This window comes from Geobacillus sp. CCR (assembly GCF_052906625.1).
The window spans coordinates 15,020-34,563 of sequence record NZ_JBREBQ010000026.1; the positions used below are offsets into that span (position 1 = coordinate 15,020).

Below are 19,544 nucleotides of genomic sequence, written 5' to 3' on the forward strand. Positions count from 1 at the left end.
CGAAAAGAAGACAACTGACAGCCGCATTGGCGGGCGTTCCAGCTTGCCCCCTAATCAGTGGAATTTGCCTTCCATTTCGACAATGTTCGACAAACCTCACCCATTGATAGCCTGTTTTTCCTATGTTACCATAATAGGTGTTTAGTAGAGCGAAAAAAGGAGGAGTGGACGATGATCGACATTCATAGCCATATTTTGCCTGGCGTTGACGACGGAGCGGCGGCGATGGAGAACGCCATCGCCATGGCGCAAGCCGCAGCCAAGGAGGGGATTACAACGATCATCGCCACTCCCCATCATCAAAATGGAACGCATGACAACCCAAGACCAGCCGTCCTTTCCTTGGCGGCGGAACTAAATGACGAATTGAAACGGCGCGGCATCGCCTTGAACGTGCTTCCAGGCCAAGAAGTGCGCATCCACGGCGACTTGCTTGACGGCCTTGCCCGAGGCGAGGTGATGACGCTTGCCGATACATCATACATGTTGATCGAATTTCCGCCCGATCATGTGCCGAAGTATGCGGAGCAACTCCTCTTTGATGCCCAAGTGAAAGGGTTTATCCCGATCATCGCCCATCCGGAGCGAAACGCCGAGATCATCGAAACCCCCGAGCGGCTTTACCAGCTCGTCAAACGCGGCGCCTTGGCCCAGCTGACGGCATCAAGCATTACGGGCCATTTCGGCAAGAAAATCAAAACGTTCTCGTTTCAGCTGATCGAAGCGAACTTGGCCCATTTCATCGCCTCGGACGCCCACAACACGAAAACGCGGCCGTTTCGCCTCCGCGAGGCGTACGAGGTGATCCGGAAAGAATACGGGACAGACATGGTGTACTACTTCCAAGAGAACGCCGAGCTGCTCGTTCGCGGCCAAGCCGTGTTCCGCGACGAACCACAGCGGGTGAAAAAGAAAAAGTTCCTTGGCCTCTTTTAGAAATAGTTGGCAGTATGATATAAAATAATTTAGAAATACTTCTTTTCTTTTGCCCGTTCGTTGTCGAAACATGGCTTGTTTCTTGTAGAACGATTCAGAATGATGTCGACCGACATCCAATAGCGGCGGCTCTTTCTTTAAGACAGTTTGGCTCGCGCAGCAAGAGATTCATAGCGGCGGCTTCTTTGTCTTAAAGACAGGCCGTTTTCTTCGTTGATGCCGTTTCGTTCGGTGATGTCTCCTTACCGTTATCAATGGAGGCACTCGGCCATGCCGTGGGTGGGGACGATGACGGTCCTGGCACCTTAGACGCCCGTCGTCGAGGGTGTGGCGTGAGGGCGGGTTAGATGCCCGATCTAACTTATTTTGTTTCTATGTGCTTCACTGGCCATGCTATAATCAGAGCAAGGAGGTGAAGCCATGAGCCAAGAGCTGAAAGAATTGCTTCGTTCCGTCTTGCAAGAAGAACTGAAACCAGTCCACGACAGGCTTGAGCGGTTGGAAGGCACAGTCGGACACATTCGCCAAGACGTATCCCAGCTTCAGAAGGAAGTCACCCAACTGCAAGAAGGTCAACGGACATTAGAAACCACGGTTTCCCAAATTCAAAAGGATGTTGCCCAGCTCCAAGAAGGGCAGAAGGCGTTGCAGCGTGATGTCGCCCAACTGCAAGAAGGTCAACGAACATTGGAAACGACGGTTTCCCAAATCCAAAAAGACATCACTCAGCTGCAACAAGGCCAACAAACATTAGAAAACGAGATGGCCGGCATGAAGCAGACGCAAGAACGAATCCTCGAAGAGCTGCGCGTTTCCAAACACAATCAAGCACTCATTTTAAACGATGTCACCAGCATAAGAAAATCCGTCGATGTCACCGTCTCGTACTTGCAGCGCCGATCCGATGTGATGTTCGACAAACTGATCGATCATGAAAAAGAGATTTTAAATCTGAAATCAAAAATGCCAAACTAAGTCCCAAAAAGGGGCTGTTTTTTATGCCCATATGCATCGGCGCATCGGCGCAGCCAGCGTTGCACCGATGCGCGGGGGCATATGGGCCAAAATACATAGGGGGTTCCATCAATTGAAAAAAGTGCGCAAAGCGATGGTCTCGGCGGCGAAATCCAGCTCACCGACGCGATTCAAAAGCTCAACGAAATCCAGCGCGTCTTCGCCTACGAATTCGAAGGAAAGCGCTACGACGTCGGCGAAAAGCTCGGATTTATTAAGACGACGATTGAGTTTGCGTTGCAATACGATGAATTAAGAGACGATTTACTCGCATTTATGGAGAAAATTATTGCGGAAACAAAACAAAATACGAATGCATCATAACGAGCCATGGCGAACATGGCTCGTTATCTATTATACGAAGGGAGACGCAGTGCGTTGGCATATCGAAAACGATTAACGTTTTTAATAATATTGGACTCATTAATCGTGTTAACGGCGATTTACGTCAGCTTGTTTACGCTTCATCCAGAAATACAAATATGGAAGTATAAATCGGTTCTTTTATCGGCGTTGACGCTGCTTGTTAGCCATCATTTTTTTGCATTTACATACCGTTTGTACCATAAGGCATGGGAGTACGCAAGCATTGGCGAATTAACGGCGATTATCAAGGCAGTCACCTTTTCGATTATCACAACGTCGGTTGTTCAGTTTGTGGTCTTTCAAGATATTTACGTCCGCGCGTTAATGATTACGTGGATGATCCATATTATTCTCATCGGTGGTTCGCGCTTTGTCTGGAGAGTGTTCCGCGACCGTTACATAACACCAAACGCGAATAAACGGCGGACGCTGATTATCGGAGCGGGATCCGCAGGAATGATGGTCGCGCGGCAGTTAGTGAACAATCCGGATGCGGAGCTGAGACCGATTGCCTTTATTGACGATGATCTGAACAAGCAAAAACTGCAGTTTTTCAACATTCCGGTTGTCGGAACGACAAAAGACATTGAAGATGTTGTTCGAGCGTTGCGCATTGAGCACATTATTATTGCGATTCCGTCGTTGACAAAAAAGGAACTGAATCGCATTTTTGAGCAATGCGCGAAAACGAAAGCAAAAACACAAATCATTCCGAGACTCGAGGACATTGTAACAGGGAAAGTATCTGTCAGCCAATTCCGCGATGTGCAAGTGGAAGACTTGCTTGGACGGGAACCGGTCGAACTCGATATCGAAAGCATCTCCAGCTACATCGAAAACAAAGTCATTTTAGTCACGGGCGCCGGCGGTTCGATCGGATCGGAAATCTGCCGGCAAGTATGCCAGTTTCGTCCGAAAAAAATCATCCTGCTTGGACACGGCGAAAACAGCATTTATCAAATCGACATGGAACTGCGCAATCACTATAAAGACCAAATCGACATTGTCCCAGTCATTGGCGACATTCAAGACCGCGAGCGCATGTTTGAAGTGATGGAAGAACATAAGCCGGATGTCGTCTATCACGCAGCGGCGCACAAACACGTTCCGTTAATGGAATACAACCCGAAAGAAGCGGTCAAAAACAACATTTTCGGCACGAAAAACGTCGCCGAAGCAGCCGATACGTTTGGTGTCCAAACTTTTGTACTCATTTCGACTGACAAAGCCGTCAACCCAACCAATGTGATGGGAGCGACAAAACGCTTTGCAGAAATGATTATTCAACAACTGGACAAGCAGAGTAAGACGAAATTTGTCGCCGTTCGTTTCGGAAACGTCTTGGGAAGCCGCGGTAGCGTTATTCCGTTATTTAAAAAGCAAATTCAAGCAGGTGGGCCTGTCACTGTCACCCATCCGGATATGACGCGCTATTTTATGACGATCCCGGAAGCATCTCAGCTCGTCATCCAAGCCGGCGCGCTCGCTAAAGGCGGCGAAATCTTCGTCTTAGATATGGGCGAACCAGTCAAAATCGTCGATCTCGCGAAAAACTTGATTAAACTATCCGGATATACCGTCGAAGAAATCGGCATCGAATTTACAGGCATCCGTCCTGGCGAAAAATTGTTTGAAGAACTGCTTAACGAAAACGAAGTTCATCCAGAGCAGGTGTTTCCGAAAATCCATATTGGGAAGGCGACGGCGGTGGACGAAGCCATCCTCCGCGACTTTATGGAACGGTTTGAAGGAATGAGTGAGGAAGAGGTAAGGGAGACGGTAGTGGGGATTGCAAATGGGCGGGTTGTGGTAAATCCGATGGTGAATATTGTGGATCTATCATCATTATAATATTAAAGCGGGCTAGTGAATGACTTATGAATCTAATTTTAAAAAATGCGACCTACTTGTTTATCAGCAATGTAATTTTGCGTTTATTTTCAGCTTTAACAACCATTATGGTTGCTAGATATTTAGGGGCCAATGATTATGGAATACTTAGCCTAGCGTTAGCCATATCTAATATCGCAGGGTATTTTACTGATATGGGTTTGTCGCACACCTTTATCAGAGAGGCGACAAAAAGTGATGTAAACGATCTAGGAAAGCTGGTAGGAGGTCATTTTAAGCTTAGAGTCATTTTTGTTATTGCTGTTTCTATCGTCCTTTATGTAGTAGTTGAATTATTATATAAAGATCTGTATGTTAAAAAAACAATTTATTTAATGGTTTATCCCACTATAGTAGGGGGCGCCATGCAGGGGATAGGGGCTGTGTATTTCCAAGCTTTGCAACAAATGCATTATACAGCTCTTATTAGAGCGGTGTCGGGACTAATAACAGCAACTACTTTGATTCTAGGTTTAATTTTTAAATGGCATTTATTATTGTTGGCGGGTATCTATGGTTTTTCTAGTTTACTTGGAGGATTATTTAGCTTTTTTCTATTATTGCAGAGGGTCTCCTTGTTAAGAGGATGGGAGACAAATTTATTGAACGACCTCTTGAGTTTTACAGTAGGCGGGCTGTTAATCATGATATTGCCCCAGATCCCATTAATTATTTTGGAAAAGGTTTCTGATTTCAAACAAGTTGGCTATTTTTCTGCCGCATATCGAATTCCTTCTATGCTCTATCAAGTACCGGGTATAGTGGCGGCAGCCTTTTATCCCGTTTTGTTTAAATATGGGACAAACAAAGAATATGACAAACATTTACAAATGACGACTATAGAATTAAAGATCATGACTTTATTAGGTGGATGTATGGTTATCCCATTTTTACTGTATTCAGATTGGTGGGTAAATATTTTATTTGGCCTACATTGGGGGGAAATTTCGTCTTTGCTCTCGATCATTTGCATTGTAGTTTTGTTGCAATCAATTAGTTATCCACTTGCTGATTCATTAACGACCAAGGGTCAACAAAAGAAAAGGACACTAGTAATGTTTATTGTGTCGATAGTAGCTGTCTTGAGCAACTATTATCTAGGAGAGGCTCTGCATTCGTTAGGGAGTGCTATTGCTGTTGTTATTACGGAATTTTTCTTACTAATTGGGTTATTGTTATTTAATAAAAAGTATGGTTTTCTAATATTGTGGAAGGGATTTATATATAATTTGGTTATTCTGTTGACTGTTTTCTTTATGGGCAATCTGTTTAAAAGTTATATTGATCCATTGATTGGGAGCATACTCTTTGTCTTAATATTTATTTCCCTAGTCTTAGTATTAGATAGAGAGTTGCGGTTGTACTTGAAATCGTATAAAAATGAATGATTAATGCAGTGCTATGCTGTTGAAAGACATTAAGGAGTGTTCACTATTGCCTAAAGTTAGTGTAATTATTCCTGCCTATAATGTGCAAAATTATATTGAAAGATGTTTAACTTCTGTATCTAACCAATCCCTAGAAGATATTGAAATCATTGTGGTTAATGATGGTTCGACTGATGATACATTAGATATTATTCTGAAGTTTGCAAATTTCGATAATAGAATAAAGGTAATTGACTCTGAAAATAGAGGAGTTTCAGCAGCAAGAAATCGCGGATTGTTCCAAGCCACAGGAAAGTATATTTATCAAATAGATGCGGATGACTGGATTGAACAAAACGCCTTAGAGGAAATGTATGAAGTTGCTGAAAAGAATCGGGCAGATGTTGTTATTGCGAATGCATATATTGATTATGATAATGGAACTCTTCTGCCTTTTATAGACGGAAGGTTAATAAATGAAGAACCGATTAAAGATTTCTTTCTTGGGAATATTAAAGCTAGTGTTTGGACTAAATTGTACAGGAGGGATTTATTTACTAACTATAATATTGGATATGTTGAGGGAATCAGGGTTGGAGAGGATCTATTGATTAACTTTTTTTTAATGCTACAGGCTAAAAAAGTGATTAAAATAGAGAAATCTTTTTTGCATTATATACAGAGGGAAAATAGTGCAATGCACTCCTACAAATCGAGTATGTATGATATTTACAAGGTGTTTGATGAAATTGAAAGTTTTTTGAAACGAAGTAATCTCTACAGAAAATATAAGGATGAGTTTTTATATTTAAAATATATGCATACGTATTATTTTAGAGTAATATCATCTGTTAATTTAAGTTCCATTCATAGGGATTTTTATAGAAAATGGAGAAGGGAAAGAGATAGGTATTTAGGCAATCGTTATATATTAGAATTTTTAAAAGAACAGAGCCATGTAAATAGATTGTTAAATGAATTATATACAATCAATTACTTCCTTGGGTTGGCTATTGGAGTAGTAAAAGCAAGTGTTAAGCAGTTAAAAAGTTTGTTATGGGGGCACTCCGTTTAAACAATATTTTTTAGGTGAAGGAGCTTTATTGATATGAATCGGCATCGTATTGCGCTTTTCCTCCCCTCCCTCCGCGGCGGGGGAACCGAGAGGGTAATGGTGAACTTAGCGAAAGCATTTGCCAAAAACAACTTTCAAGTAGACATGGTTTTGGCCCAAGCAGAAGGGCCTTACCTGTCCCAAATCCCAAGTGATATTCGTATTGTCAATTTAAACGCATCGCGCGTCGCTTTGAGTCTATTCCCATTAGCGAAGTATTTGCGCAAGAACAAGCCGTTTGCTTTAATATCCGCGTTAAATCATGCCAACATTATCGCGATTTTGGCTGCAAAAGCCTCTTTGTCCAAAACGAGGATTTTCGTTACGGAACATAGTACGTTAAGCCGCTCCTTGTTGCATCCTGCAAATTTTCGCACGAAACTCATGCCTTTTTTCATGAAACTCTTCTATCCAATGGCTGATCATGTCATTGCGGTGTCTAACGGTGTAGCGGATGATTTATCGAAAACATTAAACTTTCCTCGATCAAAAATTGAAGTGATTTATAACCCAATCGTCACGGATGATTTATTTCAAAAAGCGAATGAGGAAGTGGATCATCCTTGGTTTAAAAATAAGCAACATCCAGTCATTTTAGCTGTCGGGCGATTGACAGAAGCTAAAGATTACCCTACGCTTATAAAAGCCTTTTATCATGTACGAAAACAAAAGGAAGCGAAATTAGTGATTTTGGGCGATGGCGAAAAGCGGGAAGAGTTGTTAAATTTAGTAAAGGATATGGGATTAGAGCAGGATGTGGACATCATAGGGTTTGTGCAGAATCCGTATGCATATATGAAACGTTGTTCAGTATTTGTTCTTTCTTCTAAATGGGAAGGATTGCCTACTGTTTTGGTAGAAGCCTTAGCTTGTGGAGCAAATGTAATATCTACAGATTGTCCGAGTGGGCCGAGAGAGATATTAGAGAATGGAAAGTATGGTCGCTTGGTAAGGGTAGGAGATGAAAAGGGACTAGCTAAAGAAATTTTAAAGAAATTAGAGTATAAAAAAGGAAAGTATAGTAATCATAGCTATAAATTATTTACTGATATTGAGGTATTTAAAAATTACTTTAAACTTTTTATGTAATCAGATTACATAAATTCTCGAGAGCTTTATTACCTATTGGAGGATAGCATACAATTATGCTTAATATAGATACTTATCGGTATTTGAAAACTGTTTTGTTAATTGTATTATCAAGTATAATAGGTCTTTTTTCCGTATTAGTCGGGTATATAAATGAAGGAGTATTTGGAAAAGGGATTATTATTACCTTATTGAGTTGTATCAATGGTTCCATCCTATTACTTTATATGAGACAGAGATTAAAGAAAACCGCTGATATTATGGACTTTGGATTCATATTTTCCGGATTTTTTATAGTATACAACGTTTTTTTACTACTAAATGTTGGCGTTAGTTTTAGTCAACAAGGTTTAGTTAAGACCCAATATCCTATTAGTTTTGAAGCTGATATATATATTAAGGCCAGTTTATTAGTGTTTCTAGCGTGTTCAGGGTTATTAGTCGGAGAAACCATCTTTAAGCAGAGTAATGAAAAAAGATATGAAATAGAAAAAATTTTGTTTAACTCAGGTAACAATGTATATTATGTAAGTGGGGTTTTGCTATTTGTGATAGGTATCGTTCTTTTATTCTTTGATTACAATAGAATAGGAGGATTTTTTTATGCATTGAAACTAGACCGGGGAGTTAGAATGGATTTACTCTCTCAAAGTAGGGGGAATTTACCTTACTCCTCTTTTATCTTTACTGGGTTAGCTTTAATAGCGTTTAGTCTTCGAAGACTGAGCATAAAAAGCTTTAAAAGTATTATTTTAATGGTTCTTTTAGCGGCTTGGTGCACATTGTTAATTATACAAGGAGATCGGCGTTTTTTGCTCTACTCGTTTTTGATTTTCTTTACTATATATTTTTATGGTAAAAAAATAAATATAAAAAGAGTGCTTTTCTCCTTGATACTATTATATGTTTTATTTTCCGTGTTTCAACAAGTTAGATATATGATTCCTCTGATTTTAAATGGTGAGGCTTCAATTAGTGACTTGGTCAACAAAGTGCAAAAAGACTTTAATGTAGAATGGCTATTGCCTGTATCGAACGAGGCTGCTGGTCCTTATTTTACTCTGCTTTGGCACTTAAAATTTGGTTTTTCCACCTTGTATGGTTACTCGTATGTGATGTCTATACCTAATATATTGCCTAGAAGTTTATATCCAGGTGAAAAACCTCTTACCATTGCGCAAGATTTTGCGAATTATATTCACGATGTTTATTATCCGTTTAGGAGCTCTATTATCGGATGGGGGTTTAGTCCGATAGCTGAAGCATACGTGAATTTTGGTGTAGCAGGTGTTTTTATCGTATTTTTATTATTATCACTTTTGTTTAGAAAAATATCAGAAATTAAGCATAGAGCTAATGGCTATTGGATTATGATTGTGGGTTCGCTAATGCCTCAGGCTTTTAACCTAAACAGGATAAATTTTTCTTCTGTTGTGCAGGAGTCTGTAATTAATTTGTTTATTTTATTTTTCTCTGTATTCTTTATTCATATTGTATTAAACAACCGGTTTTATAAGAAGAAAAGACGGATTACGTGATTGATATACGATTTTACCATTTGTAAAAAGGAATGAGTGTAAGAAAATGAAAAGCATAAAGTTAATCCACCTCATCACCGGCCTCAACACCGGCGGTGCAGAGATGATGCTGTACCGGTTGTTATCCAAAACCGACCGTAACAAGTTCGAGGTTTCCGTGATTTCGTTAACCGATGTCGGTCCGGTAGGGGAAAAAATCAAAGAATTAGGCATTCCAGTCATTGGGTTAGGGATGAAAAGGGGAATCCCCAACCCTTTCTTTTTATTCAAATTGGCTAAAATATTAAAAAAAGAAAAGCCCGACGTGTTGCAAACGTGGATGTATCATGCCAACTTGATGGGGTTGTTGGCCGGGAGATTGGCAGGCGTAAAGAATATTGTCTGGGGGATTCATCACAGCAACTTGGATCCAAAGATCGAGAAAAGACAAACGATTGCTGTTGCGAAATTGTGCGGTTTATTGTCTCGTTTATCTAGCAAAATCATATGTTGTTCCCATGCTTCATTGCAATGTCATGAACAATTAGGGTATAGCAGGGAAAAAATGATGGTCATCCCCAACGGCTTCGATCTAGGATTGTTTCAACCGAACCGTCATTCTAAATCCTTATTGAAGGAGCTTTTCTTAGGGGATGATTGTTTGTTGGTCGGCCATGCGGCGCGTTGGCATGGTCAAAAGGATCATCCTAATTTAATCAAAGCGGCAAGATTCGTGGTGGAACAACTCCCTAATGTCCATTTTGTGTTATGTGGAGATGGGATCACGCACGAAAATGAAACATTGTCAGCTCTTATCAGGCAGGAAGGAATCGACAAACATGTCCATTTGTTGGGGAGAAGAAATGACATTCATACGTTAATGCCCCAGTTTGACGTGTATGTTTCTTCTTCAAAAGCGGGAGAGGCGTTTCCGATCGTATTGGGCGAGGCCATGGCTTGTGAAGTCCCTTGCGTCACGACAGACGTCGGGGATTCTGCATACATTGTCGGAGATACGGGATTTGTCGTTCCTCCTGAAAATCCTCAAGCTCTTGCGGATGCCATCATACGGTGTCTCAGCCTTTCAGCTGAAGAGCGCAAACAATTGGGCAAGAAGGCAAGGCAGCGGGTGGAGGCGCATTTTGCGTTGGATTTAGTAGTGGAGAAGTACGAGAGTATTTATCAGTCCCTGTTATCGAGAAAATAAGTTAAAAGGTGCTTCAGTTATGATAAAAGTCGCCCATGTTTGCACATCGAGTTTCAGTCACAAAATATTAGTTGACAAACTAACGTTATTAAAACAGAGGGGATATGATATTCATCTTGTTTCTTCCAAGGAAGGCTATAACGAAAAGTTGATGCAAAACTACGATTTCAAGCTTCACTTTATCCATATGAATCGCAAAATTCATGTATTAGATGATGTTGTGTCTATTTTTCATATGGTTAGGTTGTTCCGTAAAGAGAAGTATCAAATTGTCCATACCCATACAGCGAAGGCAGGAATTATTGGGCGTGTTGCGGGGCGATTGGCTGGTGTGCCTGTCGTTATCCATACTAGCCATGGGTTGCCTTTTTATGAGGGGCAGAGCAAGCTTAAGTATTATACGTATCGCTTTCTTGAGAAAATCGGCGCTTGGTTTTGTGACGCGATCGCCTCGCAAAATCGGGAAGATATGAAAAAAATCGAGCAATATGCTCCGCGCCAACGTGTGTATTATGAGGGGAACGGGGTGGATTTATCTAAGCTGGATGACCGAAATAAACATATAAGCTGTGAGCAGATTACGGCCTTGAAAGATCGGTTAGGCATCCCAAATGATCAAAAAGTCATTTTGGTCGGGGCACGATTTGAACCTGTAAAGGATCACTTTTTTTTACTAGAAGGGATCAAGAGGGTCAAAGAACAGCACAGATCCGATTTTGTTTGCCTTTTGGCAGGAGACGGACCGTTGAGAGAGCAAATTCAGCAGCAAATCAAAGATGATCGTCTTTCGGATGTAGTCAAAATCATAGGATTTCAAACCGATATTTATCCTTATATCAAGATGGCGGATCTCATTGTGTTAACTTCTGAAAAGGAGGGCGTCCCCCGAATCATTATGGAAGCCATGGCTTTTTCTAAACCTGTCGTGGCTACGAATGTATTAGGGACGAGAGAATTAGTTGTGGATGGAGAAACAGGTGTGTTAGTGGAATACAAGAATGTGGAACAATTGGCTTCAAGCATCCATGTGATGTTGAGTGATGAAAGAAAGAGAAAAGAGTTTGGAAATAACGGCCGGAGAAGGATTGAAGAAAGTTTTACGGAGGAAATCGTTGTGGAACGGATCGTGAACATGTATCAACAGTTATGGCAAGTAAAGAAAACGGAGGCATCAATATGACCATTCTTGTCACCGGTGCAGCGGGGTTCATTGGAATGCATTTTTCGAAACGGCTTTTAGAAGAAGGATATGAAGTGGTCGGGATCGATAATTTGAACGATTATTACGATCCTAAGTTGAAAGAGGATCGTTTATTGGAATTAAAGAAGTATAGCCGTTTTACGTTTGTTCAGCTTGATTTGGCGGATCGGGAGGGGCTTTTTGCGCTCTTTAACAACTATGCGTTTACGCATGTCGTCAACCTTGCCGCGCAGGCAGGGGTACGGTACAGCTTGCAAAATCCTTACGCTTATGTCGACTCGAATCTCGTCGGGTTTGTCAACATCTTAGAGGCATGCCGCCATAATCCCGTCAAACATTTGATCTATGCTTCTTCAAGTTCGGTGTACGGAGCGAATGCGAAAATGCCGTTTTCGACAAGCGACAATGTCGATCATCCCGTGAGTTTATATGCGGCAACGAAAAAGGCGAATGAACTTATGGCGCATACATACAGCCATTTGTACGGCATCCCGACTACCGGACTTCGTTTCTTTACGGTGTACGGACCATGGGGGCGCCCGGATATGGCGTATTTTTCGTTTACCAAAAGCATTCTAGAAGGAAAGCCCATCAAAGTATTCAACTACGGAAATATGAAGCGCGATTTTACGTATATCGATGATATTGTTGAGGGAATGGTGCGTTTGCTTGATCGGTCCCCGCTTCCAAATGAACAGTGGGATCGTTTTCATCCCGACCCGAGCTCGAGTTATGCCCCGTATAAGATTTATAATATCGGCCATAACCAACCTGTTAAACTGCTTGATTTTATCCAAACATTAGAATCGCTGCTTGGCATGGAGGCGAAAAAAGAGTTTTTGCCAATGCAGCTAGGCGACGTGGAAGCAACGTATGCGGATATTGATGACTTGCATCGGGCCGTCGGCTTCCAGCCTTCCACGTCGATTCGGGATGGGCTCAAGAAGTTTGTCGATTGGTATAAAGCGTACTATCAATAAACGCCAGTGCTTTTTCGAGGTGCTGGTTCTTTTGATTTGGAAGGGGAGCAAAAGTGAAAAAAATCGCTGTCGTGGGAACTGGGTATGTAGGACTCGTCACTGGCGTTTGCCTTTCCGATATCGGCCATCATGTGACATGCGTCGATATTGACGAACGAAAAGTGGAAAAGATGAAAGAAGGGATTTCTCCCATTTATGAACCCGGTTTGGACGAGTTGATGAAGCGGAACATTGAACGAGGCCGTCTTCATTTTACGACAAGTCATGAAGAAGCGTTTTGTGATGCCGAGGTAATTTACATCGCCGTCGGTACGCCGCAGAAGGAAAACGGTTCGGCGGATTTGCGGTTTGTCGAGCAGGCGGCTAGAGATATTGGGGCGCATATCGAACGGGATGGAGTGGTTGTCGTCACGAAAAGCACCGTTCCTGTCGGGACGAATGAAAAAATCCGAGCGTGGATTCAGCAGCATCTCCAACGCCCCGTTCGTTTTGATATCGTATCCAATCCCGAGTTTTTGCGGGAAGGCTCAGCGATTTACGATATGTTCCACGGAGATCGCATCGTGATCGGGGCGGGCAATGAGCGGGCGGCGGCGGTGATAGAGGAAGTGAACAAGCCGTTTGGCATTCCAATTTTTAAAACGGATATTTATAGCGCGGAAATGATCAAGTACGCTTCAAACGCCTTTTTGGCGACGAGGATCAGCTTTATCAATGAGATTGCGAACATTTGCGAAAAGGTCGGCGCCAATGTCGAGGATGTCGCATACGGCATGGGGCTTGATACGCGGATCGGGCCGCAGTTTTTGCGGGCGGGAATCGGCTATGGCGGCTCGTGTTTTCCAAAAGATACAAAAGCGTTGGTGCAAATTGCGGGGGATGTCGATCATCAATTTGAATTGTTAGAAGCGGTCATTAAGGTGAACAACAAGCAGCAGCTCAAGCTGGTGGAAAAGGCGCGCAGCCGCTTCGGAAGTTTGCGAGGGAAGAGAGTGGCGTTGCTCGGGTTGGCATTTAAGCCGAATACCGATGATATGCGCCAGGCGGCTTCGATTGTCATTGCGCGGGAACTGCTGCAAGACGGCGCCTCAGTTGCGGCGTATGACCCCGTGGCGACAGAAAATGCCAAACGGATCATCGGCGATGAGGTGGTGTATGCTTCATCGGTGGAAGAAGCGTTAACAGATGCAGACCTAGCCATGATTGTGACGGAGTGGGAGGAGATTAAACAGCTGCCGCTTGATTTGTATGCAAAATACATGAAAACGCCAATTGTGTTTGATGGGCGGAATTGTTATCCGTTGGAAGAAGTGAAAAAGCATGCGATTGAGTACCACTCGATTGGCCGCCAAAGTGTGTTAACCAACGTTGTCAGCATTTAACATCCCAGCGAAACGTATTGAGGAATTCATCGTGTAACACGCAGAACAGGGTGAAAGCAATTGACGTTGCATAAAAGAAAAGTTTTATTTTCTGCGACTGTGTATGCTCACTTGGCCGCCTTCCACAAACCGTTCATCAAACTACTGCAAGACAAAGGCTGTGAAGTCTATGCAGCTGCGAATCCAGATCACGGGCGCAAAGAGGAAATCGAGGAATTAGGGGTCATTTGTTGGGACATTCCGTTTTCCCGCTCGCCGTATGATCGGGCAAATATTCAGGCTGTAAAGGAACTGAAGCGGTTATTTCAAACGCATCGTTTCGATCTCATTCATGTCCATACGCCAGTGGCGTCGTTTTTGGTGCGGTACACGGCAAAGAAATGCGGCCAAGGACCTGTGCTGTATACCGCTCATGGCTTTCATTTCTATCAAGGGGCTTCGATCCAAAATTGGCTCGTATATTATACAGCCGAAAAACTAGCGGCGAGATGGACGGATGGGTTGGTGGTGATGAATCGGGAAGATTATCAAAATGGGAAAAGGTTGGGATTCAAGGAGGATGAATCCCTCTTTTTTGTTCACGGAGTTGGCGTCTCGATTGATCAGTACGGCGTGCGTGGAGATGCAAATATTCGCGGCCAGCTGGGCATTAAAAATAGTGATGTAGTGATAACTTATATTGCAGAATTAAATCGCAATAAAAACCATTTATTCCTGCTAAGAAATTGGAAGGGAATTTTGCAACATGCCTCTAATGTGCATTGTTTGATTGTAGGCAAAGGAGAAAACGAGGAAGAGCTGAAACAGTATGTAGAACAAAACGAGTTAAACCATATTCATTTTTTAGGATTTCGCCATGATATCCCGATGATTTTATCGCACTCGGATATCGTGACGTTGCTATCGTTTCGGGAAGGGTTGCCGCGATGTGTCATGGAAGCCATGGCTTCGCAAAAGCCTTTAGTTGTGACGAATATCAGAGGTTCAAGGGATTTGGTTCAGCATGGGATCAATGGATTTGTCGTCGATTTAGAGGATGATCACGCTTTAACCGAGTCCTTCATCAAGTTAATCCGTGATCCAAAACTGCGGGAAGAAATGGGACAGGCTTCGTTTGAACGCATTCAACCTTATCGTTTGGAAAATGTCCTCTTGGAAATGGAAGATGTGTACATGCGATATTTGTCCTCGGCAAGGGACTAATTTTCATATAACGGGGGAACCGATATGGCGATTTTGATCACCGGCGGCGCGGGTTATATCGGCAGTCATACTTGCGTGGAATTGTTGAACGCAGGGTATGATATTGTCGTTATTGATTCATTCGCCAACAGCAAGCCCGAAGCGCTGAGGCGGGTTCAAGAGATTACTGGAAAACACTTCCTGTTCTACCAAGTGGATTTGTTAGACCGAGGTCAATTGGAAGCAGTTTTTTCCAAACATCCGATTGATGCGGTCATTCATTTCGCCGGATTGAAAGCGGTAGGGGAATCGGTGGCGGTTCCCCTTCTTTACTACCATAACAACATCACAGGGACGTTGGTGTTATGTGATGTCATGCGCCAATATGGCGTGAAGAACATCGTGTTCAGCTCGTCGGCGACGGTGTACGGCATGCCTGATCGGGTGCCGATTACGGAGGATTTCCCGCTCCAGCCGACGAATCCGTATGGGCGGACGAAATGGATGATTGAAGAAATGTTGCGCGATCTCTATGTGTCCGATCCCTCTTGGAGCATCGCCCTTCTTCGCTATTTCAACCCGATCGGCGCCCATCCGAGCGGGCGGATTGGGGAAGACCCGAACGGCATTCCGAACAACTTAATGCCGTACATTACCCAAGTGGCGGTTGGGAAGTTGAAAGAGCTGCGCGTGTTTGGCAACGATTACCCAACTGTTGACGGTACGGGGGTGCGCGATTACATTCATGTCGTCGATTTGGCTTTGGGTCATGTAAAGGCATTGGAGAAGGTTCTCGAGACAACGGGAGTGGAAGCATACAACCTCGGCACGGGGCGGGGATACAGCGTCCTCGAGGTGGTGGAAGCGTTTGAACGGGTCACGGGGGTGAACATCCCGCGTAAAATCGTTGACCGCCGCCCAGGTGATGTGGCGGTGTGCTACGCCAATCCGACGAAGGCGAAGAGGGAGCTCGGATGGATCGCGACACGGGGAATTGAAGACATGTGCCGCGATGCTTGGCGGTGGCAGTCGCAAAATCCGAATGGATATGAACGTGTCACGGAATAGACCTTGCCATTGCGATGACAGAGGGGGGATCGTATATTCTGAAGCGGGGGTTTGATTTCATCGTTGCGCTTATGGCACTCATTGTGTTGTCGCCGATCATGGCGGTGACAGCCATTCTTGTGCGTTGGAAGCTGGGCTCCCCTGTCCTGTTCAAGCAACAGCGCCCTGGTTTGCATGGCAAACCTTTTTATTTGTATAAGTTTCGCACAATGACAGAGGAACAAGATGAAAACGGAAAGCTATTACCTGATCATCTAAGACTAACTCCATTTGGACAGTTTCTTCGGAAATATAGTCTTGATGAATTGCCGCAGCTGTTTAATGTGTTGAAAGGGGATATTAGCCTAGTAGGACCTAGACCGTTGCTTATGGAATATTTAGAGCTGTATACACCAGAACAAGCCCGTCGTCATGAAGTAAAGCCAGGGATAACTGGTTGGGCCCAAGTGAATGGACGCAATGCGATTTCATGGGAAGAGAAGTTTGAATTAGATGTTTGGTATGTGGACCATCAATCGTTTTGGCTTGATTTAAAGATTCTTTTTCTTACCGCAATTAAAGTGCTTAAATCAGAAGGCATTAGTCATGAAGGACATGTTACCATGGAAAAATTTACTGGAACTAAAAATGCAAAAAAGAGTGGATGATGTAGATGAATCCGATTGTCGTCGTCGGTGAAGGTGGCCATAGCAAAGTGATCCAAGATATCATCTTTGCAATGGGGTGCTACCAAATTATTGCGATTTTAGACGATAAATATAAAGATATTCATAATCGGGATGGAGTATTATATGGTCCGATTTCTGTCGTTTCGAGCGTTATAGATAGAGATCGGAATACGAAGTTGATTATCGCTATCGGAAACAATCAAGTACGCGCCGAAATAGTAAAGCGGATTGGTGTTGATAATGAAAAGTTTGCTACATTAATTCATCCTTCCGCCATTATTAGCCCTTCTGCACGCATTGGAGAAGGAACTGTGATTATGCCGAATTGCGTAGTGAACGCAAATGCGGAAATCGGTAAACATGTCATTATTAATACAGGGGCGATTGTAGAGCACGATAATCGTATAGAGGATTATGCCCATATTTCTCCTAACGCTACTTTAACAGGAAACGTTACGGTTGGAGAAGGAACTCATGTTGGTGCATCTGCCACAATCATACCAGGAATAAAAGTTGGTAAATGGAGTGTTATTGGCGCGGGTTCAACGGTAATACGGGATATACCAGATTTCAGGAAAGCAGTCGGATGTCCGACTAGATTGCTAGATTAGTGTTATAATTTTTTTATTAAGGGAGATTATCAACTTTAGCATATAAGGGATGATAGCGAATGACTAGCAAATCTCGAATTTTTCTTTCCCCTCCCCACATGAGCGGAAACGAACAAAAGTATATCAATGAAGCGTTTGAAACAAATTGGATTGCTCCGCTTGGTCCGAATGTCGATGCGTTTGAAAAAGAGTTGGCGGAATATGTAGGTTCAAAAGGAGCGGCTGCGGTTAGTTCGGGGACGGCGGCGATTCATCTTGCGTTACGGTTGTTGGATGTTCAACAAGGGGATAAAGTTTTTTGTTCCTCATTGACGTTTATCGCGAGTGCCAATCCGATTTTGTATCAAGGAGCAGAGCCTGTTTTTATCGATTCGGAGCCTGATACGTGGAATATGTCTCCGTTGGCGTTAGAAAGAGCGATGGAAGAGGCGAAGAAGGAAAGCAAGCTTCCGAAAGCGGTGATTGTGGTTAATTTATATGGTCAAAGCGCGAAGATGGATGAAATTTTAGCGATTTGCAATCACTATCAAGTGCCAGTGGTCGAAGATGCGGCGGAGTCGCTTGGTTCTACATATAAAGGGAAGAAAAGTGGCACGTTTGGCAAGTTCGGCATTTATTCGTTTAACGGAAACAAAATTATTACTACCTCTGGCGGAGGAATGTTGGTTTCCGATGATGTCGAAGCGTTGCAAAAAGCCCGCTTCTTGGCGACTCAGGCGCGCGATCCGGCTCCGCATTATCAGCACAGCCAAGTAGGATATAACTACCGCATGAGCAATATTGTCGCTGGGATTGGTCGGGCGCAGTTGGAAGTGTTGGACGAGCGGGTGAAAGCAAGACGGGCGATTTTTGACCGCTACGTGCAAGCGTTAGGGGATATCGAAGGCGTTCACTTTATGCCCGAATTGGAAGGATCGATGTCCAACCGCTGGCTGACAACGTTGACTATCGATCGGCAAATGCTTGGCGTGACGCCGATGGATATTATCAACGCGCTTGCTGAGGAAAATATCGAGGCAAGACCTGTATGGAAGCCGCTTCATCTGCAGCCTGTGTTTGGCGGGGTAACGTATTATCCGCATCAGGAAGGTCGGAGCGTTTCGGATGAATTGTTTGCCAATGGCATTTGTTTGCCGTCTGGTTCTAGCATGACCATCGACGAACAAAACCGGGTCATTGACGTCTTTGTCAAAACGATAAAGCGATAAATAACCGTTTGCAAGCCTCCTGTTGAAACCGTTCAGCGGGAGGCTTATTGCATTTTTACGTTGGGGGTGACTGTTGTGCCGAAGAAAAAGACTATGCGACCAGAAACCGAGCGTTTCAAACATATCTTAATTGAAGCGTATCAACGCGGGGAATTGTCCGCCAATATAACCGCGAAAGACATGGTTCGGGAGCTTGCTCATCAGTTAAAACCAATTTTTAAAGGGAATCATCATAAGTAGTATTGGAAGGTATGTATGTCATTATTTCAACAGCTGCCAAAGTCGATAAAAAACGATCCGCTACATTCTTCAAGATGTCCAGTCGCTGGAGGAGTTGGAGTGGATGGAAAAATGATTTATATTCAAAAACGGAAGAAGGAACTGAATCGTTTCAACCGGGGAGGATGGCGCTTTTGGCGAATGTGGTTATTGACGCATGTGGGGGATTGCTTTATTCGTTTGTGCGAATTTATTTACGACGGATATGTTCTGAAATGTAAAATTACGAATTCCCTCTATGTTTTGCATCATGGTTATAGAGATCCTCTGCTTCCTCTTCTAGCTATACCCGCTGCATCCATTTCATTGGTGGACTTCTCAATGGCTACATCCTAGATGCTTCAAGACTTCTTTTTGTTATGTTCGCTTACGAGGAATCCTTTTTTTACATAAAACTTCTTCATCAATCATTACAAAACTATGATATGGATTTGTTTTTGAGAAGAAGTTAACATGTGTGAAAAA

At 43.2% G+C, this 19,544-nt stretch carries 16 protein-coding genes and 1 pseudogene; all 17 read left to right on the forward strand.

Annotated elements, in window-relative coordinates; all coding sequences use genetic code 11:
• Positions 1 to 171: 171 nt before the first annotated feature.
• Positions 172 to 936, forward strand: a complete 765-nt coding sequence (locus tag ACVBDQ_RS13170; RefSeq protein ID WP_014196930.1) for a tyrosine-protein phosphatase — start codon at positions 172 to 174, stop codon at positions 934 to 936.
• A gap of 420 nt (positions 937 to 1,356) precedes the next feature.
• A complete protein-coding gene (locus tag ACVBDQ_RS13175) occupies positions 1,357 to 1,911 on the forward strand; it encodes a hypothetical protein (RefSeq protein ID WP_100659036.1) in 555 nt (184 codons plus the stop codon).
• 126 nt (positions 1,912 to 2,037) lie between these two features.
• Positions 2,038 to 2,274 (forward strand): annotated as a pseudogene (locus ACVBDQ_RS13180) (UTP--glucose-1-phosphate uridylyltransferase); the annotation flags it as partial.
• Between the two features lie 54 nt (positions 2,275 to 2,328).
• The gene (locus tag ACVBDQ_RS13185) at positions 2,329 to 4,167 is read left to right on the forward strand and encodes a polysaccharide biosynthesis protein (RefSeq protein ID WP_446663258.1); all 1,839 of its coding nucleotides are present in this window, start codon (positions 2,329 to 2,331) and stop codon (positions 4,165 to 4,167) included.
• Positions 4,168 to 4,193: 26 nt separating this feature from the next.
• Positions 4,194 to 5,594 (forward strand): flippase, encoded by a 1,401-nt coding sequence (locus tag ACVBDQ_RS13190; RefSeq protein WP_014196926.1) that lies wholly within the window; start codon positions 4,194 to 4,196, stop codon positions 5,592 to 5,594.
• A 46-nt stretch (positions 5,595 to 5,640) separates the two neighbouring features.
• Entirely contained in the window at positions 5,641 to 6,648 is a 1,008-nt protein-coding gene (locus ACVBDQ_RS13195) for a glycosyltransferase family 2 protein (RefSeq protein ID WP_014196925.1), read from the forward strand.
• Between the two features lie 33 nt (positions 6,649 to 6,681).
• Entirely contained in the window at positions 6,682 to 7,776 is a 1,095-nt protein-coding gene (locus ACVBDQ_RS13200) for a glycosyltransferase (protein ID WP_446663259.1), read from the forward strand.
• Positions 7,777 to 7,832: 56 nt separating this feature from the next.
• The gene (locus ACVBDQ_RS13205; RefSeq protein ID WP_069304554.1) at positions 7,833 to 9,314 is read left to right on the forward strand and encodes an O-antigen polymerase; all 1,482 of its coding nucleotides are present in this window, start codon (positions 7,833 to 7,835) and stop codon (positions 9,312 to 9,314) included.
• A gap of 46 nt (positions 9,315 to 9,360) precedes the next feature.
• Positions 9,361 to 10,500: a glycosyltransferase family 4 protein gene (locus tag ACVBDQ_RS13210; protein ID WP_446663260.1), complete on the forward strand. Its 1,140-nt coding sequence runs from the start codon at positions 9,361 to 9,363 to the stop codon at positions 10,498 to 10,500.
• 19 nt (positions 10,501 to 10,519) lie between these two features.
• Positions 10,520 to 11,680, forward strand: a complete 1,161-nt coding sequence (locus ACVBDQ_RS13215; protein WP_069304552.1) for a glycosyltransferase family 4 protein — start codon at positions 10,520 to 10,522, stop codon at positions 11,678 to 11,680.
• The gene (locus ACVBDQ_RS13220) at positions 11,677 to 12,681 is read left to right on the forward strand and encodes an NAD-dependent epimerase (protein WP_069304551.1); all 1,005 of its coding nucleotides are present in this window, start codon (positions 11,677 to 11,679) and stop codon (positions 12,679 to 12,681) included. The genes ACVBDQ_RS13215 and ACVBDQ_RS13220 overlap by 4 nt, the downstream gene beginning before the upstream one ends.
• Positions 12,682 to 12,734: 53 nt before the next feature.
• Complete coding sequence (locus tag ACVBDQ_RS13225) at positions 12,735 to 14,063, forward strand: UDP-glucose dehydrogenase family protein (protein WP_446663261.1); 1,329 nt, start codon at positions 12,735 to 12,737, stop codon at positions 14,061 to 14,063.
• A gap of 60 nt (positions 14,064 to 14,123) precedes the next feature.
• A complete protein-coding gene (locus ACVBDQ_RS13230) occupies positions 14,124 to 15,266 on the forward strand; it encodes a glycosyltransferase family 4 protein (protein WP_069304549.1) in 1,143 nt (380 codons plus the stop codon).
• A 24-nt stretch (positions 15,267 to 15,290) separates the two neighbouring features.
• Positions 15,291 to 16,313 (forward strand): UDP-glucose 4-epimerase GalE, encoded by a 1,023-nt coding sequence (gene galE, locus ACVBDQ_RS13235; protein WP_069304548.1) that lies wholly within the window; start codon positions 15,291 to 15,293, stop codon positions 16,311 to 16,313.
• Positions 16,314 to 16,351: 38 nt separating this feature from the next.
• Positions 16,352 to 16,960, forward strand: coding sequence for a sugar transferase (locus ACVBDQ_RS13240; RefSeq protein WP_446663268.1), 609 nt, complete (start codon positions 16,352 to 16,354; stop codon positions 16,958 to 16,960).
• A 5-nt stretch (positions 16,961 to 16,965) separates the two neighbouring features.
• Complete coding sequence (locus ACVBDQ_RS13245; RefSeq protein WP_446663262.1) at positions 16,966 to 17,592, forward strand: acetyltransferase; 627 nt, start codon at positions 16,966 to 16,968, stop codon at positions 17,590 to 17,592.
• 59 nt (positions 17,593 to 17,651) lie between these two features.
• Positions 17,652 to 18,800: a DegT/DnrJ/EryC1/StrS family aminotransferase gene (locus ACVBDQ_RS13250; RefSeq protein ID WP_446663263.1), complete on the forward strand. Its 1,149-nt coding sequence runs from the start codon at positions 17,652 to 17,654 to the stop codon at positions 18,798 to 18,800.
• The last annotated feature ends 744 nt before the right edge of the window (positions 18,801 to 19,544 follow it).

Coding starts and splice junctions, on each gene's coding strand:
- ACVBDQ_RS13170 (WP_014196930.1), top strand. CDS start 172: ATGATCGACATTCATAGCCATATTTTGCCTGGCGTTGACGACGGAGCG.
- ACVBDQ_RS13175 (WP_100659036.1), top strand. CDS start 1,357: ATGAGCCAAGAGCTGAAAGAATTGCTTCGTTCCGTCTTGCAAGAAGAA.
- ACVBDQ_RS13190 (WP_014196926.1), top strand. CDS start 4,194: ATGAATCTAATTTTAAAAAATGCGACCTACTTGTTTATCAGCAATGTA.
- ACVBDQ_RS13200 (WP_446663259.1), top strand. CDS start 6,682: ATGAATCGGCATCGTATTGCGCTTTTCCTCCCCTCCCTCCGCGGCGGG.
- ACVBDQ_RS13205 (WP_069304554.1), top strand. CDS start 7,833: ATGCTTAATATAGATACTTATCGGTATTTGAAAACTGTTTTGTTAATT.
- ACVBDQ_RS13210 (WP_446663260.1), top strand. CDS start 9,361: ATGAAAAGCATAAAGTTAATCCACCTCATCACCGGCCTCAACACCGGC.
- ACVBDQ_RS13215 (WP_069304552.1), top strand. CDS start 10,520: ATGATAAAAGTCGCCCATGTTTGCACATCGAGTTTCAGTCACAAAATA.
- ACVBDQ_RS13220 (WP_069304551.1), top strand. CDS start 11,677: ATGACCATTCTTGTCACCGGTGCAGCGGGGTTCATTGGAATGCATTTT.
- galE (WP_069304548.1), top strand. CDS start 15,291: ATGGCGATTTTGATCACCGGCGGCGCGGGTTATATCGGCAGTCATACT.
- ACVBDQ_RS13245 (WP_446663262.1), top strand. CDS start 16,966: ATGAATCCGATTGTCGTCGTCGGTGAAGGTGGCCATAGCAAAGTGATC.
- ACVBDQ_RS13250 (WP_446663263.1), top strand. CDS start 17,652: ATGACTAGCAAATCTCGAATTTTTCTTTCCCCTCCCCACATGAGCGGA.